This is a genomic window from Psychrobacillus sp. PGGUH221, from assembly GCF_042055255.1.
Taxonomy (GTDB): domain Bacteria; phylum Bacillota; class Bacilli; order Bacillales_A; family Planococcaceae; genus Psychrobacillus.
Genome location: NZ_JAQMHQ010000010.1, coordinates 114,288 through 137,299, shown reverse-complemented (window position 1 = coordinate 137,299; position 23,012 = coordinate 114,288). Strand labels below are relative to the sequence as shown.

At 37.1% G+C, this 23,012-nt stretch carries 22 protein-coding genes; 11 read left to right on the top strand and 11 right to left on the bottom strand.

The window, feature by feature from the left end; genetic code table 11:
• Positions 1–104 precede the first annotated feature (104 nt).
• Positions 105–923: a YitT family protein gene (locus PGC35_RS17335; RefSeq protein WP_231687585.1), complete on the top strand. Its 819-nt coding sequence runs from the start codon at positions 105–107 to the stop codon at positions 921–923.
• Between the two features lie 509 nt (positions 924–1,432).
• Here PGC35_RS17335 and scpC read toward each other — a convergent pair.
• From scpC to PGC35_RS17320, 3 genes are all read right to left on the bottom strand, one after another.
• A complete protein-coding gene (gene scpC / locus PGC35_RS17330; RefSeq protein WP_375220041.1) occupies positions 1,433–2,947 on the bottom strand; it encodes a succinyl-CoA:acetate CoA-transferase ScpC in 1,515 nt (504 codons plus the stop codon).
• 227 nt (positions 2,948–3,174) lie between these two features.
• Positions 3,175–3,819 (bottom strand): LytTR family DNA-binding domain-containing protein, encoded by a 645-nt coding sequence (locus PGC35_RS17325; protein WP_056831293.1) that lies wholly within the window; start codon positions 3,817–3,819, stop codon positions 3,175–3,177.
• Between the two features lie 24 nt (positions 3,820–3,843).
• On the bottom strand, positions 3,844–4,797 hold the full coding sequence (locus tag PGC35_RS17320) for a TRM11 family SAM-dependent methyltransferase (protein ID WP_375220040.1): 954 nt from the start codon (positions 4,795–4,797) through the stop codon (positions 3,844–3,846).
• A gap of 132 nt (positions 4,798–4,929) precedes the next feature.
• Between PGC35_RS17320 and PGC35_RS17315 the strand changes: the two genes are divergently transcribed.
• Both PGC35_RS17315 and PGC35_RS17310 read left to right on the top strand, forming a co-directional pair.
• The gene (locus PGC35_RS17315; RefSeq protein WP_375220039.1) at positions 4,930–6,591 is read left to right on the top strand and encodes an FAD-binding dehydrogenase; all 1,662 of its coding nucleotides are present in this window, start codon (positions 4,930–4,932) and stop codon (positions 6,589–6,591) included.
• A 109-nt stretch (positions 6,592–6,700) separates the two neighbouring features.
• Positions 6,701–7,453: an SDR family NAD(P)-dependent oxidoreductase gene (locus PGC35_RS17310; protein WP_056831299.1), complete on the top strand. Its 753-nt coding sequence runs from the start codon at positions 6,701–6,703 to the stop codon at positions 7,451–7,453.
• Positions 7,454–7,532: 79 nt separating this feature from the next.
• Here the strand turns inward: PGC35_RS17310 and PGC35_RS17305 are convergent, their stop codons facing one another.
• A complete protein-coding gene (locus tag PGC35_RS17305; RefSeq protein ID WP_375220038.1) occupies positions 7,533–8,219 on the bottom strand; it encodes an ArsR/SmtB family transcription factor in 687 nt (228 codons plus the stop codon).
• Positions 8,220–8,318: 99 nt separating this feature from the next.
• Here PGC35_RS17305 and PGC35_RS17300 point away from each other — a divergent pair, with 99 nt between their 5' ends.
• Positions 8,319–8,939 carry a flavin reductase gene (locus tag PGC35_RS17300; RefSeq protein ID WP_375220037.1) on the top strand — a complete coding sequence of 207 codons (621 nt, stop codon included), beginning with the start codon at positions 8,319–8,321 and terminating at the stop codon, positions 8,937–8,939.
• A 349-nt stretch (positions 8,940–9,288) separates the two neighbouring features.
• On the opposite strand, the gene PGC35_RS17295 is transcribed toward PGC35_RS17300, so the two are convergent.
• From PGC35_RS17295 to PGC35_RS17285, 3 genes are all read right to left on the bottom strand, one after another.
• Positions 9,289–10,215: a ketopantoate reductase family protein gene (locus PGC35_RS17295; protein WP_375220036.1), complete on the bottom strand. Its 927-nt coding sequence runs from the start codon at positions 10,213–10,215 to the stop codon at positions 9,289–9,291.
• 13 nt (positions 10,216–10,228) lie between these two features.
• Positions 10,229–11,032, bottom strand: a complete 804-nt coding sequence (locus PGC35_RS17290) for a serine hydrolase (protein WP_375220035.1) — start codon at positions 11,030–11,032, stop codon at positions 10,229–10,231.
• 132 nt (positions 11,033–11,164) lie between these two features.
• The gene (locus PGC35_RS17285) at positions 11,165–11,341 is read right to left on the bottom strand and encodes a hypothetical protein (RefSeq protein ID WP_172794371.1); all 177 of its coding nucleotides are present in this window, start codon (positions 11,339–11,341) and stop codon (positions 11,165–11,167) included.
• A 256-nt stretch (positions 11,342–11,597) separates the two neighbouring features.
• On the opposite strand from PGC35_RS17285, the gene PGC35_RS17280 reads away from it, so the two are divergent.
• The 6 genes from PGC35_RS17280 to PGC35_RS17255 all read left to right on the top strand — a co-directional run bounded on the left by PGC35_RS17280 (position 11,598) and on the right by PGC35_RS17255 (position 18,012).
• Positions 11,598–12,521 carry a metal ABC transporter solute-binding protein, Zn/Mn family gene (locus tag PGC35_RS17280; protein WP_375220034.1) on the top strand — a complete coding sequence of 308 codons (924 nt, stop codon included), beginning with the start codon at positions 11,598–11,600 and terminating at the stop codon, positions 12,519–12,521.
• Between the two features lie 11 nt (positions 12,522–12,532).
• Positions 12,533–13,267 carry a metal ABC transporter ATP-binding protein gene (locus PGC35_RS17275; RefSeq protein WP_375220033.1) on the top strand — a complete coding sequence of 245 codons (735 nt, stop codon included), beginning with the start codon at positions 12,533–12,535 and terminating at the stop codon, positions 13,265–13,267.
• Positions 13,268–13,270: 3 nt separating this feature from the next.
• Positions 13,271–14,164, top strand: coding sequence for a metal ABC transporter permease (locus PGC35_RS17270; protein ID WP_375220032.1), 894 nt, complete (start codon positions 13,271–13,273; stop codon positions 14,162–14,164).
• Positions 14,157–15,041, top strand: coding sequence for a metal ABC transporter permease (locus PGC35_RS17265; protein WP_375220031.1), 885 nt, complete (start codon positions 14,157–14,159; stop codon positions 15,039–15,041). Before PGC35_RS17270 ends, PGC35_RS17265 begins: the two co-directional genes overlap by 8 nt.
• 540 nt (positions 15,042–15,581) lie before the next feature.
• Positions 15,582–17,507 carry a GTP-binding protein gene (locus PGC35_RS17260; protein ID WP_375220030.1) on the top strand — a complete coding sequence of 642 codons (1,926 nt, stop codon included), beginning with the start codon at positions 15,582–15,584 and terminating at the stop codon, positions 17,505–17,507.
• A 25-nt stretch (positions 17,508–17,532) separates the two neighbouring features.
• Positions 17,533–18,012, top strand: a complete 480-nt coding sequence (locus tag PGC35_RS17255) for an SRPBCC family protein (RefSeq protein ID WP_056831317.1) — start codon at positions 17,533–17,535, stop codon at positions 18,010–18,012.
• A gap of 105 nt (positions 18,013–18,117) precedes the next feature.
• On the opposite strand, the gene PGC35_RS17250 is transcribed toward PGC35_RS17255, so the two are convergent.
• Together PGC35_RS17250 and PGC35_RS17245 are read right to left on the bottom strand one after the other, a co-directional pair.
• Positions 18,118–18,723 (bottom strand): class I SAM-dependent methyltransferase, encoded by a 606-nt coding sequence (locus PGC35_RS17250; RefSeq protein WP_053591225.1) that lies wholly within the window; start codon positions 18,721–18,723, stop codon positions 18,118–18,120.
• A gap of 23 nt (positions 18,724–18,746) precedes the next feature.
• A complete protein-coding gene (locus PGC35_RS17245) occupies positions 18,747–19,769 on the bottom strand; it encodes a YeiH family protein (protein ID WP_375220096.1) in 1,023 nt (340 codons plus the stop codon).
• Positions 19,770–19,887: 118 nt separating this feature from the next.
• Between PGC35_RS17245 and PGC35_RS17240 the strand changes: the two genes are divergently transcribed.
• Positions 19,888–20,796 (top strand): LysR family transcriptional regulator, encoded by a 909-nt coding sequence (locus PGC35_RS17240; RefSeq protein WP_056831319.1) that lies wholly within the window; start codon positions 19,888–19,890, stop codon positions 20,794–20,796.
• A 36-nt stretch (positions 20,797–20,832) separates the two neighbouring features.
• Here the strand turns inward: PGC35_RS17240 and PGC35_RS17235 are convergent, their stop codons facing one another.
• Positions 20,833–21,642 carry an SDR family NAD(P)-dependent oxidoreductase gene (locus PGC35_RS17235; protein ID WP_375220029.1) on the bottom strand — a complete coding sequence of 270 codons (810 nt, stop codon included), beginning with the start codon at positions 21,640–21,642 and terminating at the stop codon, positions 20,833–20,835.
• A 176-nt stretch (positions 21,643–21,818) separates the two neighbouring features.
• Positions 21,819–22,904 carry a CapA family protein gene (locus tag PGC35_RS17230; RefSeq protein WP_375220028.1) on the bottom strand — a complete coding sequence of 362 codons (1,086 nt, stop codon included), beginning with the start codon at positions 22,902–22,904 and terminating at the stop codon, positions 21,819–21,821.
• Positions 22,905–23,012: the final 108 nt, after the last annotated feature.

Below are 23,012 nucleotides of genomic sequence, written 5' to 3'. Positions count from 1 at the left end.
AGAGGAGATTAAAATTGAGTGACATAGCTAAAAGTGCGAATACCGCCGTCAAACCTGGCAAATTCCCACATAAAAGTACCCCTAAAAAGGTTTTGTTTGCACGGATGTTGACGATTGCTTTAGGAGCAATATTAATGTCCATTGGTTTGGAACTATTCTTAGTCCCTAACCAGATTTTAGACGGAGGCGTAGTAGGAGTATCCATCATCTTATCTCATCTTACAGGTGTTCGTTTAGGTATCTTTATATTTATTTTGAACATCCCTTTCTTTTTCCTAGGTTATAAACAAATTGGAAAAACCTTCGCATTGTCAACCTTGTTTGGTATTACGGTCTTATCCATTTGTACTTCTTATTTACATAATATTGATGCTATTACTTCTGATTTATTACTTTCTACTGTGTTTGGTGGAATTGTTTTAGGCATGGGTGTTGGTCTTGTCATTCGTAATGGAGGTTCTTTAGATGGCTCGGAAATACTAGCAATTTTATTTAATAAGGCGACCCCATTTTCTGTTGGTGAAATCATCATGATTATTAACTTAGTCATTTTCGCGATCGCTGGTTTTATTTTTACATGGGAACAGGCAATGTACTCATTTTTAGCTTACTTTATCGCATTTAAAACGATTGATATTGTGATTGAAGGATTAGATGAGTCTAAATCTGTCTATATCATCAGTGACCATATAGAGGATATCGGAGACGCAATAATGGATCGCTTAGGGCGTGGTGTAACCTATTTACATGGAGAAGGCGCATATACAGGAGACAATAAAAAGGTAATTTTCACTGTTGTTACGCGACTGGAAGAAGCCAAGCTAAAATCTATTGTAGAAGAATTTGATGAACATGCTTTTCTTGCATTAGGCAATGTTGCTGAAGTTCGCGGTGGAAGATTTAAGAAAAAAGATATTCACTAATAAAAGCACAAGCACCTATGAAGAGGAATACAGTCTAAGTTCGCGACATCGTGTCGCAACGACTGTATGACCCACTTCGTGTGGGCCTCCAAGCAAATGTTCTTCCCCCAATGAAGTCGCGCTTTGACTTCCGTTAGGGGAAGGTTATTTGACCTCAAGGGGCTAGGCGAAGGAGCTATACAGTATAGGAAAAGCGCAAGCGCCCTTAAAATATAATATCTGTTTTCAATTGTTTCTGGAGTGCTGTGGACAGACTTTTGGCTACATCATTAACGTAGGTATTACTTTGAAGGGGTGGTTGTGATGTGCGCCTTATCACCGCAAGAGCGCGAAGAATGAGACCCCGTAAAGGATGTGGGAGCGACGTAGGAACGACTCATCCTGCGGAGGCTCATGCGTAGCGTGCGGCAAGCGCACATCCGCATTACCCTCTCGAAGTTGCTGAAGCACATTTTATAGACTACTATAAAAATAAAACCGATTCCATTATCTTGGAATCGGTTTTTAACTTATACAATAGAATTTACTTTTTCTAGCATCGTTCCATTTTCCGCTAGGTTCGTATGGAATGAAAGTGCTTTTTCCAATACATGAGGAGTTTGTCCGCCTCTTGTTAGTGCTTCCTCATAATAATTTCTTAATTGTTCTTTATACATTGGATGTACACAATTTTCAATTATTAACTTTGCACGTTCTCTAGGTGCTAGTCCTCGAAGATCCGCGTAGCCCTGCTCTGTCACTACTACATCCACATCATGCTCTGTATGATCGACATGGGATGCGAAAGGAACAACACTAGAAATATTGCCACCTTTTGCAGTAGATTTCGTAACAAAAATCGCTATACGTGCATTACGAGCAAAATCTCCAGAACCACCAATACCATTCATCATTTTTGTTCCAGAAACATGTGTAGAGTTTACGTTTCCGTAAATATCAAATTCAAGCGCCGTGTTAATAGCTATTAAACCGAGTCGACGAATGATTTCCGGATGGTTAGTAATTTCCTGTGGTCTCAACACAAGTTGGTTACGATACTTTTCTAGATTTCCATAAACTTGCTCCATTTTTTCTGCTGATAGAGTGATTGAGCAAGCAGATGCAAAATTGACTTTTCCAGCATCCATTAGTTCAAAAACGGAGTCTTGAAGTACTTCCGAATAAACTTGAAGATTCTCAAACTCAGAGTCAATCATTCCATGTAAAACGGCATTTGCAACAGAGCCTATTCCAGCTTGAATTGGTGCCAGTTTTTTTGTAAGTCTACCTACCTTAACCTCTTCACGCAAAAATTCCATTAAATGATTAGCCATTTCTTGTGTTTCTTGATCTGGTGGCACAATAGTAGAGGGTGAATCTTTATGGTTTGTGAACACAATTCCTTTAATTTTTGAAGAATCAAAAGGAATTCCAATTGTCCCAATTCGGTCCTCTGCTTTTTTAAGAGGAATTGGCTCTCTTTTTCCTTGCTCTGCTGGTTCATATAAATCATGTAGTCCTTCTAACAATTCGGAATGCTCCATGTTTATTTCCACAATAATATTTTTTGCTTGTGACACAAATGTTAAGGAGTTACCTACAGAGGTAGTCGGGATAATCATACCGTCGGCAGTGATTGAAACCGCTTCCACAATAGCAAAATCAATTGAAGGCAATACGCTTGAACGTATCATTTCTGCAGTATGAGATAAATGCTGATCAACAAATAAATGATTCGCATTATTAATATTTTTTCTCATCGTCGCATCTGCTTGGAACGGTAAACGCTTATTTATAATACCAGCTTCGGACAGTAATTTATCTAAATCAGAGCCTAACGATGCTCCCGTAAAAATATTTACTTTAAATTTTTCGTTTTTTCCTCGTTCTACTAAAGCAAATGGAACCGCTTTCGCATCACCTGCACGTGTAAATCCGCTTAACCCCAATGTCATCCCATCTTGAATCCATAATGCAGCTTCATCTGCTCCAACTACAAGACTATGTAAACTACTATCTTTAATTCGCTCAAGATTATTTACCACAAATTTCATCTCCTTCGAAAAAATACACTTAAATAAATCTTATCGTGTATTTGTCACAATTTCGAAAAAACTTGTTAAGTTTTATTATTAGATGAATGAAACAGAAAATAACTATACCGAAACAGAACAATTTAAATTTTCATTTTATTTTTTCTTCTTTTTAATTTATTTCAAGCAAAAAAACGCTTGAATAATAGGACAACATCCCCTTATTCAAACGTTTTAATTTAGAATCCTAATAACTTTCGAAAGTAGCTCGAGTAGGATTGACTCACAGAAATTTTTTCTTCATTATCCATCGCTAGCACAAAAGTAGAATGTGTATCTGGATAAATTTCTTTTATATGATGTACATTTACAATAAAAGATCGATGACACCGAATGAACATTTCTCTCGGTAGCCTATATTCAAAGTCTTGCAGAGAACTAGTATGCGTTCCAGATAAATTTTTCGTTACAATGTACGTTTTACGATCTCTCGCCTCTAGATACAATACATCTGAAAAAGGTATAGGAATCCAACCATCTGGCGTTTTTATCGTAATTACAGATTTTCCTTCTGTGAATGAAGGGTATATCGCTAAAACACAGCCTTCCAGTTGCCCTTTAAACTCAAAAGGAACCGCCATTCCATGATAGGGTACACCAAAAACTTCGCGATCAATAAATTCGGAAGCTTTTTGCTTAGTATGTATAGCTTTATATGCAATTGTACCCTCCTTGACAGGGTCTCCTGGGGAAATTTTTAGATCGATTCTTTTGCTTGGTCGATAATAAATATATTTCTCCGTATTAGAAACTGCTATGGAAATTTCATCAGAAAATAACTCCCCAATTACATCTAAAAGCGCCTTAATGGATAGATCTTTCATCCTACCCCCTCCTTCCTCATTACTTTACTGACAGACAACTATTTCACGAGAAAACTGCTGTTTCTTTGTTATACAACGGTCTGTTATTTGAAAGCCCACCGTTTTTAATCGTTCGTCCATGGACTCGATTGTGACGATGACTACCTTTTTTGCAATTCTTCTTGCATGCTTTAAAATCTCAAACTGCTCGTCCCATGATGCATGGGTATATAAATTATAGGGCAAATCAATAATAGCCACATCATAGGTTTCCGTAATATCTTCTATTGCCCCTTTTTGCACATCTCCGGTTAAACCAAAGTATGCGATATTTTCCCTGGAACCAACACAAACGAGAGGGTTTATATCTCTTCCAACAATATCGATACCCATAGATAGTGCTTCTACAAGAACCGTTCCAATTCCACAACAAGGATCAATTGCTCGAATACCTTCTGGGTGAGGAACTGCAATATTTGCAACAGCTCGAGCAACACGAGTGCTTAAAGCTGTAGAATATTCTTTTGGTTTTTTCATATGATGAAACCAGATAGGTTCACTTTTGCAATATAATCCAAAATACCAGCGTCCACCGAATGGGACGATTGCATACAACTGATCGGGATTATGAAGATCAAAGTCACCTTGCATCTCACTACCTATAGCCCGTTCGATTTGAAGACGTTCTTTATTTTCAATTTTATCTTGCCCTTGGCGATCGTTAATTTTTAAAAATATTACTTTGTTTGTTTCTTCTTCCGATCCAAATGCAGAAGCTTGAGCAATGATTTCTTCTACTTCATCACCATCTGCTAGTATCTCTAATCTTCCCTTCATAAAAGGACTTCTATTCGGATCAATTTTTATATCACTTTTCAATATTTTTAACTCGGTATCTTTACCAAAAAAAGAGCGCATCTCCAAATGACATAGAGAGCGTTCTGCATCATTGTATGCATATGTATAAATGAATGCCGGTTGTCGGCCAATGTTCGTCAATTTATTCCCTCCAATGTTATTCCTATTATAACACGCATAATCTTATATGCTAAAACTGAATAGCTATTCAATTGTAAAAGAAATATAATGACAGTAAGTTTCAGAATTTTATTGAAAATCGGGGGATGGGAAATGAAATTTGATGTGATAGTAATAGGAGCAGGATTAGCTGGTTTAGTTGCAACGGCAGAACTTGCCGATGCCGGAAAAAAGGTTTTACTTCTGGATCAAGAACCAGAAAACTCAATTGGAGGACAGGCTTGGTGGTCTTTCGGAGGGTTATTTTTAGTGAACTCACCAGAGCAAAAAAGACTTGGTATAAAAGATTCAGTTGAATTGGCTTGGCAAGATTGGCTCGGAACCGCTGGGTTTGATAGAGATGACGATGAAGACTTTTGGGCAAAGAAATGGGCAGAAGCTTATGTTCGCTTTGCAGCAGGCGAAAAAAGAGAATGGTTGCATAAACAAGGAGTTCGTTTTTTTCCTGTTGTCGGTTGGGCAGAACGCGGCGGATATCTTGCCGAAGGACATGGTAACTCAGTCCCTAGATTCCATATTGTTTGGGGAACAGGTCCAGGAATTGTAAAACCCTTTGAAACTCGCATACGATCAGCTATTACAAAAGGACTTGTAGAATATAAACCCCGTCATCAAGTAGATGAACTAATCATAGAAAACGGGCGAGTTATTGGAACACGTGGATTTGTACTTGTTCCAAGCAATGCAAACCGAGGGGAAGCAACTTCACGTGAGATAATAGGAGATTTTGAATACTTTGCCCACGCAGTAATGGTAACAAGTGGTGGAATAGGTGCTAACCATGAATTAGTTCGTGAAAACTGGCCGGCGCGACTTGGTAACCCTCCTAAGAATATGATCTCCGGTGTACCAGAGCATGTAGATGGACGAATGATTGGTATTTCACAAAAGGCAGGTGGACGCCTTGTTAATAAAGACAGAATGTGGCATTACACGGAAGGCATCAAAAATTGGAATCCTATTTGGAAAGACCATGGAATACGAATTCTTCCAGGACCATCTTCTATTTGGATAGATGCAAAGGGACAACGTTTCCCAGCACCAAACTTCCCAGGCTTCGATACACTTGGAACATTAGAAGCTATTCAAAAAACAGGATTTGATTATTCTTGGTTTATCTTAACAGAAAAAATCATAGAAAAAGAATTTGCACTTTCTGGATCCGAACAGAACCCAGACTTAACCGGAAAAAGTATAAAAGAAGTGTTAAAAAGAGTTCTCCCTGGCCCGACTGCTCCAGTAAAAGCATTTATGGACAAGGGAGAAGATTTCGTCATTGCAAATAATTTAGCAGACCTTGTGAATGGTATGAATAAAATTACAAAAAGTAATCTATTAAACTTAGAAATAATTCAAAGACAAATTGAGGCACGAGATCGAGAAATAGAAAATAGATTTACGAAGGATCTTCAAATTACAGCTCTTAGAGGTGCCCGAAATTATATCGGAGATAAGTTAATACGCGTAGCTCCACCCCACAAAATTCTTGATCCGAAAAACGGGCCTTTAATTGCTGTTCGTTTGAATATAGTTACCCGCAAAACGCTTGGTGGTCTTCAAACAGATTTATCTGGTCGAGTTTTAACTGCTTCAGGAAACCCTCTCCCTGGTCTTTATGCAGCAGGTGAAGTTACTGGCTTTGGCGGTGGAGGAGTACATGGCTACCGGTCACTGGAAGGTACTTTTTTAGGTGGGTGTATTTTTACTGGTAGAGAAACTGGCCGTGCAATAGCGAAAGAACTTTATAGTAATTAGTTTCTAATAATTGGATTTTCTTTTCATTTGTAAACGCTATCACTTGATTGTATAATAAATCTGTAATTAAGATATTTTAACGTTAAAATAATTTTAGGAGGCAATACAAATGGCTAGATTAGAAGAAAAAGTTGCAATTATTACAGGTGCTGGATCTGGAATGGGTCGTGAAGAAGCATTATTATTCGCTAGTGAAGGCGCCAAAGTTGTAGCAACAGATATTAACGAAGCAGCAGTTCAAGAAGTAGTAGCAGAGATTAAGGAAGCTGGCGGTGAAGCAATTGCTGTAGCGCATAATGTCACTTCAGAGGAAGATTGGAATAAAGTTTACGAAGAAACGATTAATACATTTGGTAAATTAGATGTTCTAGTAAACAACGCTGGAATTAGCCAACGTCCTACTATGGAAGAGCTAACAATAGAACAATGGGATCAAATTATGAATATTAACGTAAAGAGCATATTTTTAGGCACTAAATTAGGTTTACCTCATTTCCGAGCTAATGGAGGCGGGTCTATCGTGAATATCTCATCAATCGCTGGTTTAAAAGGTAGCTCAGGGGCCGGTGCTTACACTTCTTCAAAAGGAGCAGTTCGCATGTTAACAAAAGCCTGTGCAGTTGACTATGGAAAAGACAATATCCGTGTAAACTCAGTCCACCCTGGCTTCATTGTAACTCCAATGAGTAAAGCGTATATGGAAGACGAAAAAATGAGTCAATGGTTCTTGTCACAAACCGCGCTTCCACGTGTTGGCCAATCTGTAGAAGTTGCAGAAGCTGTACTGTTCTTAGCGTCTGATGCATCTTCATACATCACTGGTGTTGAACTACCTGTTGATGGTGGTGTAACAGCGAAATAATTATTAATACAATATAAACTCTTAAAAAGAGTGCAACAGCCGATCCCTTTTTAACAAGGGATCGGCTGTTTCTAAAAGATTATAAATCAATTGAAAATCTTTCTTTTAGTGCGTTTTTACCTTTAGGCGTTACTTTTATCGCTCGAGTTTTAGGCAAACGTTGAATCCAATTTAAATCTAACAGTTTTTCTAAAAGAGCATTTCCTAATGCTCCAGCAAGATGGTGACGTCTTTCACTCCAATCTAAACATTTATGTGAAAATGAACGACGCTTATTCTTCACTTCTTCCAGATCAATTTGAAAAGCTGTAAAGAACTCCTTTCCCTTTTCGGTAACAGTGAAGCATTTCTCTTCCTCACAAAGAATTCCTTCTCTAATTAAAGCCTGAGTTAACTTTACACCTAATGCCCCTGCCAAATGATCATAACAAGTCCTTGCAGAACGTATTGCTTTATTCTCTAAATCTTGATTTAAGGACTTTACTTTAATTGGAGGAGCTATTGATAATAAGGATTCCATAACCCGAGCAACTTCCTGATTTTGAATTCCATAGTATCGATGTCTTCCATACTTTTCAACAGCGACCACGTTTGCATCGACCATTTTTTTTAAATGAAAACTCGCAGTTTGTGGTTTGACTCCAGCCATATAGGCTAATTCACTTGCAGGATGAAATCTACCATCTAATAATGCTGTTAAGATCGCTGCACGCGAAGCTTCACTTACAAGAGTTGCAACTATTGCTACATTAGGATCTGCATTCAATTTAATTTCCTCCTATGTAATCCATACTTCGATGATAATGGATGTGTTTATATTTTACACTAAGTGAGAAAGAACTTTTTAATAGGAGGAAAATTTCAGATGAAAAAAACGATACAGATCCCAAAAACCGAAATTATTAAACCAAATATTTTATACTATGGAACACCTGTTATTTTACTAAATACGTGGAATGAGGATGAATCGGTAAATATAAGTCCTATTTCATCCTCATGGGTATTAGGAGATTGTATTATTCTAGGAATCGGTCTTGGCGGAAAAGCGATTGAAAACTTAGAGCGACACCCTGAATGTGTGATCAATGTACCTAATCCTACATTATGGGAAAACGTCGAAAAATTAGCGCCTTTCACAGGTAAAAATCCTGTTCCAATTAATAAAAAAGAGAATGGATTTACATATGCTAAAGATAAATATAACGTTAGCGAGTTAACTCCTATTGATTCTTTATCGGTAAAACCATCCAGAATTATGGAATGTCCTTTGCAAATAGAAGCAAGTGTTAGAAACATTAGAATTCCTGATTATTCTCCTAACTTTGCAATCGTTGAGACACAAGCTATACATATTCATGCCCATAAAGAGATTATTATTGGAGAGAATCATATCGATCCAAATAAGTGGAGTCCACTTATTTATAATTTCCGTCACTATTTTGGACTAGGAAACGAACTTGGGAAAACCTTTCGATCTGAAACATAAAAATACTGCAATAATCGTGCATGTAAAAACCGATTTCTCTAAAAAGGGAAATCGGTTTTCGACTGTAGACAAACTCAATTTTGGGTGCATAGAGTTGTATATTAAATTCGGCAAAGGGCCACCACTTCGCTTTCCGTGGGCTTGGCTTCAGCCTCCTAGGCCAACACGATGTTGGTCATGCAATCGTTGCCGCAGGATGCGGCGAACTTAGATTGCCTTCCCTCAACTGCGGGGTCTTCTGCTCAAGCTGTTCCCACAGGAGTCTTCGTGGTGATCCTTGCCTTATAAACAATTCCTTATATGTTCCACTCTGTCTAGTTATGTAGAGATTAAACATCATGCACCTTACTCAATAATTAAAACGACTTTCTAATGTTTTTATTATTTGATACAGCATTTGGTTGACGGGTGTTTCTATGTTAAAACGATGCCCAAGTTTCATCATCTTCTCTGAAAACATCGCTACTTCTGTAAATCTTCTAGCCTCTATATCTTGCAACATAGATGGCTTTCCTTCCTCACTTAAGGAGCTAATAATCGTATCGAAAAATACATCGATATCCCCTTCTTTTAATGCGATGTTTTGCAGTTGAGCTAGCTGAACAACTTCCATCATTGCTGCTTTCGCCAGCTCTCTTGCATAAGGTATCTTTTGAAACACTCCATAGGTAGCTCCTGTTACTGCTGAAGTTTGATTGATTCCCACATTAATCATGAATTTGTACCAAAGAACTTGCTCCATATTAGCTGGTATATCGTTTGGGATTTGTGCACGGTCAAAGCATTCTCTTATGGCTATTAACTTTTCTGAAATTGTTTCATTCTGTTTTTTACCAAAAGAGATTTTCCCTGGATTAGAACAGAAAATCGACGTTCCTTCTCTTGTTGCATCTATACCATTACTAATTGCGTATACAATCTTATCCTCTCCGTACACCTCTGCAATTTCTTCTTCACTTGTTATGCCATTTAGTAAGGACATAATAACTGTGTTTTTACCTACTTGATTGCGAATATCTTCAATAGCTCTCGGTAAATGGCTATACTTTACAGATACAATAATAAGATCGGCTTCCTCTGTTTTTTCGTTTGGGGTAATATAAGCAAATGGCAGCCTTTCCCCATTTACAAAAATTCCTTCCGATTCGTAATGAGATTTTCTGTCAGAATCCACCAATACACGAACATTTAGATCACTTACTCGTTGCAATAGATTGCCATAAACACTACCTATTGCTCCTAGTCCTATAATTGTTATATTTTTTATAACAGTCATAACTTTACTCCTTTCAGTTACTTAAATAATTGTATATTGCCTCCCCAATTTCAGAGAGGATTCTCTTGGACACCAAATCGTCTTCCTCCTCCGATAAAACAGTAGCTATTAGTTTTCTTTCACCGACAAAAAAGATACCAACATCATGACGAGTACCAGGGATCCAACCTGTTTTATGAGCTAACTCCCAAGCAGTCATTCCATTATTAAAATTGGAATAAGGAGAAGGTAGCTTTTCTGGCAAACAATCTTTTATTTGTTGCTTTTTCATTATATTAATCATTTGTTCACTAGCTTTAGCACTTACTAATTCTCCTATAGCCATCTGTTTCAAGAGCTTAGCTATATCATTAGCGGAAATTTGATTAAAACCTTTTGGATTCGGATTGTTCATCATTAATTTATTGTATAAAGTACTTTTCTCCATCCCTACTTCATTCATTGACTGCACAACACTATCAATTCCAACAAGGTCTATCAGTATATTCGTAGCTGTATTATCGCTTTGAATGATCATTAGCATGATTATATCTTGAATGGAAAGTGCTGTACCCGTCGTAAAGTGTTGAAGAATTCCGGAACCACCTACATAGTCTTCTTCTTTTAGAACAATTTGATCTGAAAGAGAAAATTCCCCACGTTCAACAGCGTTGAAAACTGCGGCCATTATAGGAACTTTTATAACACTTGCTGCGTAAAAGAGCTCATCTCCATTTAGTTCCCACTTTTCTCCTAAGCTCAAATCCTCTAAAACAATAGCCCATGTACCTTTTGACTGGTCAATCAAATCTTGGATTCTACTAACAAGTGTTTTCACTCTATCTCTCCTTATCCTATTTTCTCTTTTTTATTATAGACTATTGTAGTCTAAAAATAGGATATATTTTGAATAGTGCATATATAAAAATAAAAACGCGCCAAATTAACAACATTCGGCACGCTTTTATCATCATAACTCTTGATAATCCCTTTGATATTTCCCTCCATCTTTTACCTCTGAATGATACAAAGCTTTTAACGCAAAACTTTTTTCTAAGTCATGCTCTTTCATGACCTCTTTCAAACGTTTTGAAAGCTCCGTACTATGTTTCACCAACTGCTCCATCTTTGATTTAGAATACTGCATAGTTGTTACCTCCTCACCCTACTTCAATTGTCCCTTCAGTATAGCACTATAAAAAAATTTCAGTACAAATTTTAGATGACACCTTTTTTATTCACTTAACATAAAGTACTTTGACAAAATAAAAATCAAATGTTAACCTATTGAATAAAAGTTTCCTTAAGGAAAAATATTAGTCCGAATGAAAATATTAAAATTTTTTATTCTAAAAGTTTCCTTAAGGAAATAAATTGGAGTAAAGGAAAGAGGAGTGGTTATTTTGAAAAAGTGGATATTAATAATTTTTTCTGCTGTTTTATTTATTGCCGGATGCAGCAACAAAAGCAATGACAGCTTAGGAAATGAGCAAAAGCCCTTGGTCGTTACGACTACAGGACAAATTGCAGATGCTGTAAAGGAAATAGCAGGAGATCACGTCATAGTAAAGTCGTTGATGGGTCCTGGAGTCGACCCCCATCTTTACAAGGCAACACAAGGTGACTTACAAACCTTAGAAGAAGCCGACATCATTTTTTATAACGGTTTAGAACTAGAAGGGAAAATGAGCGATATTTTTGAAAAAATGAAAGAAGAAAAAACTGTTCATGCAATTGGAGATGCTATTCCGAAGAACCAAATTTTACGTAACGAACTACATCCAGAACTCTCTGACCCACATATTTGGTTCGATATTGAAGTTTGGCAACAAGCAGTTAAAGAGGTTACTAAAACTCTTGTCGCAGAAATACCCGATAACCAAGATGAATTTTTAAAAAATGAAGAAGTATACTTCCAAAAATTAAACGATTTATCTAAATGGGCTGACGAACGTATTAATGAAATCCCTAAAGAACAACGAGTGCTTGTTACTGCTCATGATGCATTTAACTATTTTGGAAGAAGTCATGGAATGGAAGTAAGAGGTTTACAAGGCTTGAGCACTGATTCTGAATATGGCTTGAAGGATATTCAAAACATTGTAGATTTTCTTGTTGATCAAAATATTAAAGCCGTTTTTATCGAATCAAGTGTTTCTGACAAAGCAATGAAAGCAGTTATTGAAGGGGCAAAGGAAAAAGGTCACTCCATACAAATTGGTGGCGAGCTTTTCTCTGATGCAATGGGTGCTGAAGGAACCGAAGAAGGTACTTATATTGGAATGTACAAACATAATGTCAATACGATTGTCGATTCCCTAAAATAGGAGTGAGCAAAATGAACGCATTACAAGTTAATAATTTATCGGTAGCCTATGAAGAGAAAATTGTATTAAAAGATGTAAATTTAAAGATTCCAATTGGTCGACTAACTGGCATTATTGGACCAAATGGTGCTGGAAAATCAACACTTATCAAGGCTATATTAAACCAATTACCAAATAAAAAAGGTTCTGTTCATATTTTAGAACGTGCCCTAAATCCGAAGGAACTTATAGTTGGATATGTACCACAAAGAAATGCTGTTGACTGGGATTTTCCAACCACTGCATTAGACGTAGTGTTAATGGGGCGCTACGGACATATTGGTATGATCAGAAAACCCTCTTCAAAGGATAAGAGAATTGCAATCGACTGCCTAAAAAACGTTGGGATGGAATCATTTGCTGATAGATCAATCGGTCAACTATCCGGAGGACAGCAGCAACGTGTATTTTTAGCTCGTGCACTAGCCCAACAAGCGGATGTTTACTTTATGGATGAACCATTTGTAGGGGTTGATGCTGCAACAGAGCGAACAATAATAGCTATTTTAAAAGATTTAAAATCTCAAGGGAAATCCGTATTTGTTGTTCATCATGACCTGCAAACAGCTCCTAACTACTTTGACTGGATAGTTTTATTAAATCAAACACTTGTTGCATCAGGTCCAACAGAACAAACTTTTACAAAAGAGAATTTGCAGGATGCCTATGGTGGAAAATTGTTTTTTATGAATCAGAGAGGTGATTAAACAATGATAACCGGAAACTTACTTTGGGTACTTGCAGGAGCCATTTTACTTGGAATTGCAGCTGGTTTAAATGGAACCTTCGCCTTTCTTCAAAAACAAAGTTTAGTAGGTGATGCAGCAGCGCATGCGGCACTTCCTGGAATCGCTATCGCCTATCTGATTCTTCAACAAAAGGATTTACCTATTCTTATGTTAGGTGCCGCTATTACTTCTGCAATAGCTGTTTATACGATTCAATGGATTGTAAGTCAATCCAAGTTAAAAGCAGATGCTGCTATAGGGCTTGTACTATCTGTGTTTTTTGGTATTGGTATTGTGCTAATTACACTTGTAAATCAGAGCGGTGCCGGGAACCAAAGTGGATTGAATGATTTTATTTTTGGAAAGGCTGCAACGATGGCAAAAAGTGATTTAATATGGTTGTCTGGAAGTGCCATGTTAATCATATTCATGTGCTTGTTATTTTTTAAAGAATGGAAGTTAATGATTTTTGATCCTGTGTTTGCAAAGGGTATCGGCTTGCCAGTTGAACGTTTACGAATTTTACTAACAGCACTCACTGTGCTAACTATTGTGACTGGTATACAAGCCGTTGGAGTCATTCTAATGGCAGCAATGCTCATTATACCTGCTGCCGCTGCTAGATTTTGGTCTAGTCATCTAGGAATTATCCTCGTGACAAGCGCTTTCTTTGGTGCTCTATCAGGTGCTTTAGGAACATTGATCAGCTCTTTGCGAACAGGTTTATCGACTGGCCCAATAATCGTTTTAAGTGCTTCCTTTCTATTTTTAATTTCTTATTTTTTCGCACCAACAAGAGGACTACTCTCTAAATCCCGTAAAAAGAAGGCATTTAAACAACCTTCAATAGCTCGGGAGGCGATGGAACATGAATGAGTTTTGGGTGCTACTAACAGGAGCAATGGTTGGTATTACATGTGGATTAACGGGTGTTTTTTTAATCTTACGCAAAACTGCCATGATTGCAGACGCTATTAGCCACACAGTGTTATTTGGCATTGTGGTTGCATTTATGATCACTCAATCACTAAATGGATTTTGGATGCTACTCGGTGCAGCCATTGCAGGTCTCCTAACCACTTATCTCGTGCAAGTTCTACAATCTGGAGGATTACAAGAAGATGCTGCAATAGGGGTCGTATTTACATCTTTATTTGCATTAGGGGTTTTGTTTATAACCTTGTTTGCTGGAAACGTCCACTTAGATGTGGAACACGTATTAATGGGAGAAATTGCATTTGTTCCATGGGATACTTGGAGCATATTAGGTTTTACAATGCCTAAAGCTGTCTGGATGCTATCTATTGTACTTGTATTAAATGTATTATTTCTCGTACTTTTTTACAAAGAGATTAAACTTTCAACATTTGATCCAGTTTTCGCTTTGTCTATCGGCCTACCGATTATCGTCATGCATTATTCTTACATGACGCTCGTTTCCTTAACCACCGTAGCAGCTTTTGATAGCGTTGGGGCAGTTCTTGTTGTAGCAATGCTAATTGGACCTGCTGCGACTGCCTATTTGATAAGTAAAAGTGTTCGGTCCATGATTTTTTGGAGCATGACTTTTGGAGTTACTGCAGCAATAACAGGCTACTATCTTGCAAAATTATGGAACACATCTATTGCAGGAATGATGGCGGCAATGATAGGCATAATATTTATGCTTGTGTTCCTATTCATGCCACATGATGGAATTGTATGGAAAATGCTTACCCGTTTGAAGCTGAATGCTTCTAAAAGTGCCTTATAAGAAAAGCGTAACCGTGCCAATAAAGACCTGGTTTCAAACGTTTCTAGAGTGCTTTGAACAGACTTTGGCTACATCATTACTGTGATAATTTTTGGAGGGGAGGGTCGTGACTAGCGTCATGATCCCTCCCCTCTTTTTCGGTAATCCTGTGGCAGTCGTCTATCCGCCGCCCTCCTGCAAACTCTTGGAAACTTGGTACCACTGTTTTGAATAATTAGAGAGTAGATACTTTCCTATTCGAATTGTAAGCTCCCGAAGATGGAATTTCGGGAGCTTCTTGATACTCTATAAGTTAGATTCTTACTTATTATTTATAGCGTAACTGTCTCTTATAAGGGATGTCTCCAAAGTATGTGTCCCATGCACGCATAGAATAAGAACTGTAAAGGTTAGGAAGCGACTCATCCTTCTTGTTCGGAGCGTGTGGCAAGCGCACATCCGTGTTCAATTAGTTGCAAATAACACAACGTGACCCTCAACTCTTTCCTAAATCGTTTGCTATAATATAAGCATTCATTAGAAATGAACTGAGGTGACACTATGCATAAAACCATTGGAATTCTTGCACACGTGGATGCCGGGAAAACAACTTTTTCTGAGCAACTGCTTTATCATACGAAGACAATTAGACAAAGAGGTCGTGTCGATCATCAAGATTCCTTCCTCGACAGTCATTCTATAGAAAAAAATAGAGGAATTACTATTTTTGCAGATCAAGCCATCTTTTCCTATAATGATTCTACTTATTACATCATTGATACTCCAGGGCATGTCGACTTCTCCCCTGAAATGGAGCGGGCTATACAAGTAATGGACTATGCAATAATCTTGATTAGTGCAGTGGATGGAGTAGAAGGTCATACCGAAACAGTTTGGCAGCTACTTCGTAAACACCAAGTGCCTACCTTTTTCTTTGTAAACAAAACAGACTATGAAGGAACAGATGCGGCAAGTGTTTTAGAGGAGATACGCGCTAACTTATCTGGAGATGTATGTAACTTAACAACTTTATTTGATGAAGAGTTAATAGAATTTATCGCAGAGCGCGATGAAGAGCTTTTAGATAAATACATGGACACTGGTTTCGAGCAAGAACTATGGTTAAACAAAATGAAAACAATGATTAAGGAAAATAAAATCTTTGCATGTGCTAGCGGTTCTGCATTAAAGGACATAGGGGTTTTCGAATTTTTGGATAAGCTAGATGTATTAACAGAGACTTCTTATAACTCGCTAAAAAATTTTGAGGCTAAAGTATATAAAATTCGCCATGATGAAAGTGGAAACAGAGTCACTTTCTTAAAACTATTAAGTGGAAAACTAAAAGTACGAGATGAAGTGAAATATGGGCAAAAAACAGAAAAGATAACTCAAATTAGAGTGTACAGTGGAAATAAGTTTCAAACGGTTGATCAAGCAACCGCTGGTGAACTAGTTGCTGTAACCGGATTAACAACCGCTTCGATTGGAGATGGAATTGGAGATAACCAGGAGAAAGTAACATTTGATATGGTTCCAACACTGAAATCCAAAGTTCTATTTGATTCGTCTATCCATGTCAAAGAGGTATTGCGTTCCTTTAAGTTATTAGACACAGAGGATCCCTCTTTACGAGTTTATTGGGATGAACACTTCCAGGAGATTCACGTACACGTTATGGGGGTAATTCAGCTGGAAGTACTCGTACAAATCGTTCAAGAACGCTTTCATTTTCAAGTTTCTTTTGGAGAGCCTAGAATTCTTTACAAAGAAACTATTAACGCTCCTGTACGAGGTTATGGACACTTTGAGCCGTTAAAACATTACGCAGAGGTCCATCTATTAATCGAACCTACAACACGAAATAGAGGCGTTTCTTTTGATAATGTATGCCATGCAAATGATTTATCCATCGGTAATCAAAATCTTGTAAAACATCATCTATTGGAACGTCATCATCATGGGTTATTAACAGGTTCCGCATTAACGGACGTTAAAATAACTTTACTTACTGGCCGTGGACATAATGAACATACTCATGGCGGAGACTTCAGAGAAGCGACATACCGAGCACTTCGTCAAGGTTTAGAAAAAGCAGAAAATGTCATTCTTGAACCATTTTATGACTATAAAATAAAAGTCGATATGGATCTGATTGGTCGTGTATTGTCGGATATTCAACAAGCTCACGGAACTTTTGAATCTCCCGAGAATACTGGAGACAAAGTAATTATTAAAGGTCGAGTACCTGTGGCCACGTTTATGAATTATAGTACGACCTTCGCTTCTTTTACACATGGGAAAGGAACGCTTAGCTTACTATTTGGGGGATATGATCGTTGTCATAATACTGAAGAAGTAATTAATAGTATTGGTTATAATAAAGATGCAGATCCGGAATATACTTCGACTTCTATTTTCTGTGCGAAGGGGACAGGATATAAAGTGCCATGGTATGAAGCTGAACAAGCTATGCACTGTTTATAATTTATAACCTAAGGAGGAACTAACGATGATTGCAACTATTCAAAAGGAAAAAGAAATCTATACCGCACGTTATGATCGTCATTTCCACCATTCAGTAAAAGATGTTTGGTCTATGCTCACTAATAATGAGAAGTTACAAAAATGGTTCTCGGAACTAGAAGTAGTGGATTTACGTAAAGGTGGTTTGATTAAGTTTGATATGCAAGACGGTACCTATATCGACATGAAGATTTTAGATTATGAACAATTTAAGGTTTTAGCTTTTGAATGGGATGCGGATATCGCAAGATTTGAATTATCACCAGAATCAGAAGGATGCCATTTAGTTTTTACAGAAACACTCTCCTCCTTTACAGAGCAAACAATAAAAGATTTAGCAGGTTGGCATGTTTGTCTAGATGTCATTGAAGCCTTGTTAGATGGTAATACAATCGACTCAAGAGAAAATGAATGGAAAGAATGGTATGTGAAATATAAAGAACTTCTAGGTGAACGGATAAAATAATTGTCTACCGAATTCCGAAGCTCACCGCTCGCTTTCCTGCAGTAGTCGAGCGGACGCTTCCTTTTACACCAGTATGAAAGAAATCCTCATTCTATTAAGGAACTTTTATTCAAATCGAAAAATAACAAATCGCTCGTTGCTATTTTGCTCGTATAATGCAGGAACCTTTATTTCTTTAAGAAGCTTAAACGGGGTTTGTGTTTCAAGATATTGTATATATTCCGCAGTAGGATAATATAAAATAATATCTACTGCTCGAGGGGAATTTTCCACGGACAGAAGTATATTTCGAGTCACCTTTTGAAAAATTTGTATGGAAAAAGGATTGAAAAAATAAAAAAGATTTTCTTCCTTATCTACATTGTATTCCTCTGCTAGGATGCGTTCAAATCGGATGTAAGCTCTTGAATGCTTCGCCCGATCCATATACCGTGTTAAGTTTTCCATCGCCTCTTGATATAGTTGTCCACTCATCTCCACCCCAGTTGCGGACACATGAAGATGGTGGTGAACGTAAAAAGGAAAACGCCCTTTTCCACAGCCAAAATCTACAAATTTATCAGATGACTTACATGCATATTCATCAAAAAATGCCTCTAGAGCGACATATGGAGTTGCTTCATAACGATTATAATGAGCAGATTGATGCTGCCATTCACGAATTCCTTCTGTTTTTATGCGCAATAAACGATCATGATCCTGTTCCCTCATCTGCTATCTCCTTTCCTTGTTGACTACACATTAAGATGAAATACATAAACAAGCACATAGCCTAAAATAGATAATAAAATGGAACCTATGAGACCAGCAGCAAAAGGCCTTACTCCTAATTTTCTAAATGTTTTTATGTCTATATTCAACCCTAAACCTGCCATTGCCATTGCAATAAGTAGATAGGCCACTAAGACAAAAATGCTTGCAATTTGTTCTGGAAAAATCCCTAAAGTGTGAATGCCACTCATACCTAAAAATCCTATGATAAACCAAGGTATACTTGACATGGAAAACTTTCTTTTTGACTGATTCTTTTCACCTCTTTGTACGAAAAAACCTATACATAAAGCAATCGGGACTAAAAGTGCGACTCTCGTCAGTTTCACAATAACAGCTAAATCGACCGCATTATTACCACCCGGCTCTGCCGCAGCAATTACATGGGCAATCTCATGTAACGTACCTCCAGTAAACACTCCGTATCCTTTTGAAGTTAAGTCCATAATTGGATAAAGAAAAGTATACACCAATGTAAATAGCGTCCCAAGTATTGCAATTGTCGCAACCCCTATGGCAGTTTCATCGTCATTCGCTTTCACTTGTGGCGCGATCGCAACAACAGCAGCTGCTCCACAAATCGCAGTTCCACAGGCTGTTAGCAAACCTAGTTTCTTGTCGACTCCAAACAAACGCGATAATCCATACACTACAAATAAAGCAAATAGAATATTGATGAGTGCCAGGAAGAAGACATTAAATCCAGCATGATAAATATCTGCTAAGTTAAGTCGCATTCCTAAAAAAATTATACCCACCCGCAGTAATTTTTTACTTGAAAAGGAAATACCATGTTGGTACTGTTGCGATACTCCAATTGTAGCACTCCAAATCATCCCTATTATTATGGCTATTACTAATTGGCCCATAATCGATAGAAATGGGATGCTAGAAAATAATTTAGCTACCATTGCGATGATTAACGTAATACCAATTCCAATAAAAAATGCTTTATTAATTTTAATACTTTTAGCTTCTCTACCCATATTCATTAAACTCGCTTCCTCTCTTCCTGTATGTTTACTTTACGTAGTTTTTTATTATTAGTAAAATACATATACATAATAGATCGCATTAATATTTTTAATGATTGGGAGTGAGAAATTGTATTATGATGCCCTAAAAACATTTGTAACACTAGTGGAAGTTAAAAATTTCACAAAAGCAGCACAGCTCCTTCATATATCTCAGCCAAGCGTAAGCGTACATATAAAAAATTTAGAAACAGAGTTTAACACCGAGCTACTAATACGTTCTCCAAAATTAATAAAGATCACTCCTTCAGGAGAGATCTTATATGAGCGTGCGAAACAAATACTCTCCATGTATGAGCAAACTCAAAAGGATATTTTAGACTATCAAGAGGACATTAAAGGAAAGCTTGTTATTGGTGCAAGTTTTACAATTGGTGAATATATTCTTCCCTCTATCCTTCTAGCGCTTCACTCAAAGTACCCAAACCTGGAGCTAGAAGTATTTATCGGAAATACAGAAGAAATTGTACAGTCTGTTCGACTACTTACTGCGGATATTGGTTTAATAGAAGGTCAAACAAATGAAAAGGAGTTGCAAGTGGAAGCTTTTATGGAGGACGAGTTATTTATAATAGGTTCTTCAGAAAATGAGTTAGCTTCAAAGGATTCCGTGAGTATAGCCGACTTACAAAACCAAACTTGGTTTATGAGAGAGGAAGGTTCAGGAACACGTGAATATTTAAAACATGTCCTACGTTCCAATGGCTTAAAGGTAAAGTCCATTCTCACTATTAGTAGTAATCAAGGTATTAAAGAGACGATTATCCATAGTCGACAAGAAGGGTTATCCCTCCTATCCATTCACGCAATAAAGAGAGATATACAACATCATCACCTTTCCATCATACCTCTTGACCAACGACCTTTTACACGAATGTTTTCTTGTATATGCTCTCCTGTCATGGAAAATAAACGACATGTTCTAGCGTTTAAAGAAACACTACTGGAAAATCGAAAAGGAGCACCATTCCATAAATAAAACTCAGACATGCAAGCACATCTGAGTTTTTAGGATTTAATTAGATTGCGCCTTACTTACAAATTCCTTGAAATCTGCAATACTTGGATTTGCCATGTAATGGCCACCCTCCACTTGAATTGTTTGTCCTGTGATAAATTTTGACTCATCTGAAGCTAGAAACAATACTGTATACCCAATATCATTAGCTTCTCCATGGTATGGAAGTGCATTAAACTTTTCGAAAATATCTAATACAGCTTCTGGCATATTACTCTCAGCCGCTGGAGTTAAAATGAGACCAGGAGCTACTCCATTACACCGGATATTATCCTTCCCGTATTGTGCAGCTATATATTTTGTTAGATTTACAACAGCTGCCTTGGAAGCCCCATATGCAGAACGAACAGAGTCACCTGCAAATGCCGCCATAGAGGCTGTATTAATAATTGAGCCACCACCTGCTTTAACCATATGTGGAATAGCGAAACGGCAACCTAAAAGTACACTTTTTGTATTTACGTTCATTAGTCGATCCCATTCATCTAAATCGATATTAACTACATCTAAATCCTTTTGAAGATTGGTCAGACCAACATTATTGTATAAAACTGTTATAGTTCCATAACGTTCTACTGTAAAATCAACTGCTTCTTTAATAGAAACCTCTTTCGAAGCATCTAAAAAAATACCAACTGCTTCGCCACCTTGACTTTTAATATTCTCGGCTGCTTTTTTTGCACCCTCGACATTAAAATCGGCAATAACTACTTTAGCACCTTCTTTAGCTAATAATGTTGCTGCTGATAGACCAATACCGGATGCACCACCCGTTACTAACGCAACTTTGTCTTGTACACGCCCCATCATCGTCACTCCATTTCCGTTATAAAAGATTTATCTTAGTTTAGTAGCTCCGCCGTCCAGCCTTATTTTTTATTCCTTTTCCTATCCCTGATGTTCCACTTTTGGTTTATTTATTGATTACCCTCCTCCATTTTTTATTTTAACACTAAAATATTTATCACTATAACATTTTGTGTTTAATCTTTAAAATTAAATAGATGCTCTTGAACCCATTCATTGGTTTGGTTGACCTTAGATTCTACCTCTTCAAGTAAATATACTTTATAGGGATTTTCCTTTATAACTGCAGTAGCTTTAAAGGAAGGATCCTCCAATTTCAGCACTTCTTTTCCGTTGATGGTTTTCTTCAATACACTAACCTTTGCAATTCCCCCAATATTTGTAAAATCAAAACTTTGAGCAGAAAAGAAATTTCCTAAAGAATAAAAAACATGCGTAGTGTGACCGTCTTTCGTATCAATTTCTTCATATGGCTGAATAACATGAGGATGATGTCCGAAAATAATATCGGCTCCCGCTTCTGCCATGGCATGCGCAAGTTGCTTTTGCTGATCATTAGCTTCAAGTTCATACTCTGATCCCCAATGAATACTTACAATAACAAAGTCCACTTTATCTTTTAGAACTTGGATCTCTTTTATAATACGATCAGCATCTATTCTATTAACTAAATAATCTTTACCAGTTGGTGTATTGTAGCCATTCATACCATATGTATAATTGAGAAGACCAAAATGGATATTTTCTACTTCTAAAATACGGTCAGTCTGTGAATCCTCTATAGATTCATATGCACCCATATAGGGCATGCTGTATTTTTTCATATGACGTATAGCAGATAAAACACCTGCTTCCCCTTGATCTAGCGTATGATTATTGGCCATTGATATCATATCAACTCCCACCTCTTTCAAATCTCTAATAATATGTGTTGGACTTGAGAAATTAGGATAACCTGATAATCCAAACTCAGGACCTGCGGGAATTGATTCTTGATTAGCCAATAATAAATCTAGGGATTCCAATTCTTCTCTTACTGGCTCAAATGAAGGTAGAAAACTAGCGTAATTATATAAAGGAAGATGCAATAAAACATCTCCAATCATACCAATCTCCATTCTTTTTTCTTCATAATCCACGTAAAATGTCGAAAATTGTTTCCCGTGGAACTCTTCATCGAATGGTTCTGTAATTTGCATATTAAAATACGATAAGACCGAAACAAATAATAATAAAAATGAAACTAGAATTTTAATGTTCATCACCTCTCTTTCAATCATTTACTGTATTCATAATCGTTATACAAATCTTTTTATATATTTATTCGTGTAGTCGATACATATGCTATTGACGTTGAAATAGTTATGCCT

Excerpts from the sequence above, each read along its gene's own strand:
- PGC35_RS17335 (WP_231687585.1), top strand. The coding sequence starts at position 105 with ATGTTGACGATTGCTTTAGGAGCAATATTAATGTCCATTGGTTTGGAA.
- PGC35_RS17325 (WP_056831293.1), bottom strand. The coding sequence starts at position 3,819 with ATGAAAGATCTATCCATTAAGGCGCTTTTAGATGTAATTGGGGAGTTA.
- PGC35_RS17315 (WP_375220039.1), top strand. The coding sequence starts at position 4,930 with ATGAAATTTGATGTGATAGTAATAGGAGCAGGATTAGCTGGTTTAGTT.
- PGC35_RS17310 (WP_056831299.1), top strand. The coding sequence starts at position 6,701 with ATGGCTAGATTAGAAGAAAAAGTTGCAATTATTACAGGTGCTGGATCT.
- PGC35_RS17300 (WP_375220037.1), top strand. The coding sequence starts at position 8,319 with ATGAAAAAAACGATACAGATCCCAAAAACCGAAATTATTAAACCAAAT.
- PGC35_RS17295 (WP_375220036.1), bottom strand. The coding sequence starts at position 10,215 with ATGACTGTTATAAAAAATATAACAATTATAGGACTAGGAGCAATAGGT.
- PGC35_RS17285 (WP_172794371.1), bottom strand. The coding sequence starts at position 11,341 with ATGCAGTATTCTAAATCAAAGATGGAGCAGTTGGTGAAACATAGTACG.
- PGC35_RS17275 (WP_375220033.1), top strand. The coding sequence starts at position 12,533 with ATGAACGCATTACAAGTTAATAATTTATCGGTAGCCTATGAAGAGAAA.
- PGC35_RS17270 (WP_375220032.1), top strand. The coding sequence starts at position 13,271 with ATGATAACCGGAAACTTACTTTGGGTACTTGCAGGAGCCATTTTACTT.
- PGC35_RS17265 (WP_375220031.1), top strand. The coding sequence starts at position 14,157 with ATGAATGAGTTTTGGGTGCTACTAACAGGAGCAATGGTTGGTATTACA.
- PGC35_RS17260 (WP_375220030.1), top strand. The coding sequence starts at position 15,582 with ATGCATAAAACCATTGGAATTCTTGCACACGTGGATGCCGGGAAAACA.
- PGC35_RS17255 (WP_056831317.1), top strand. The coding sequence starts at position 17,533 with ATGATTGCAACTATTCAAAAGGAAAAAGAAATCTATACCGCACGTTAT.
- PGC35_RS17250 (WP_053591225.1), bottom strand. The coding sequence starts at position 18,723 with ATGAGGGAACAGGATCATGATCGTTTATTGCGCATAAAAACAGAAGGA.
- PGC35_RS17245 (WP_375220096.1), bottom strand. The coding sequence starts at position 19,769 with ATGGGTAGAGAAGCTAAAAGTATTAAAATTAATAAAGCATTTTTTATT.
- PGC35_RS17235 (WP_375220029.1), bottom strand. The coding sequence starts at position 21,642 with ATGGGGCGTGTACAAGACAAAGTTGCGTTAGTAACGGGTGGTGCATCC.
- PGC35_RS17230 (WP_375220028.1), bottom strand. The coding sequence starts at position 22,904 with ATGAACATTAAAATTCTAGTTTCATTTTTATTATTATTTGTTTCGGTC.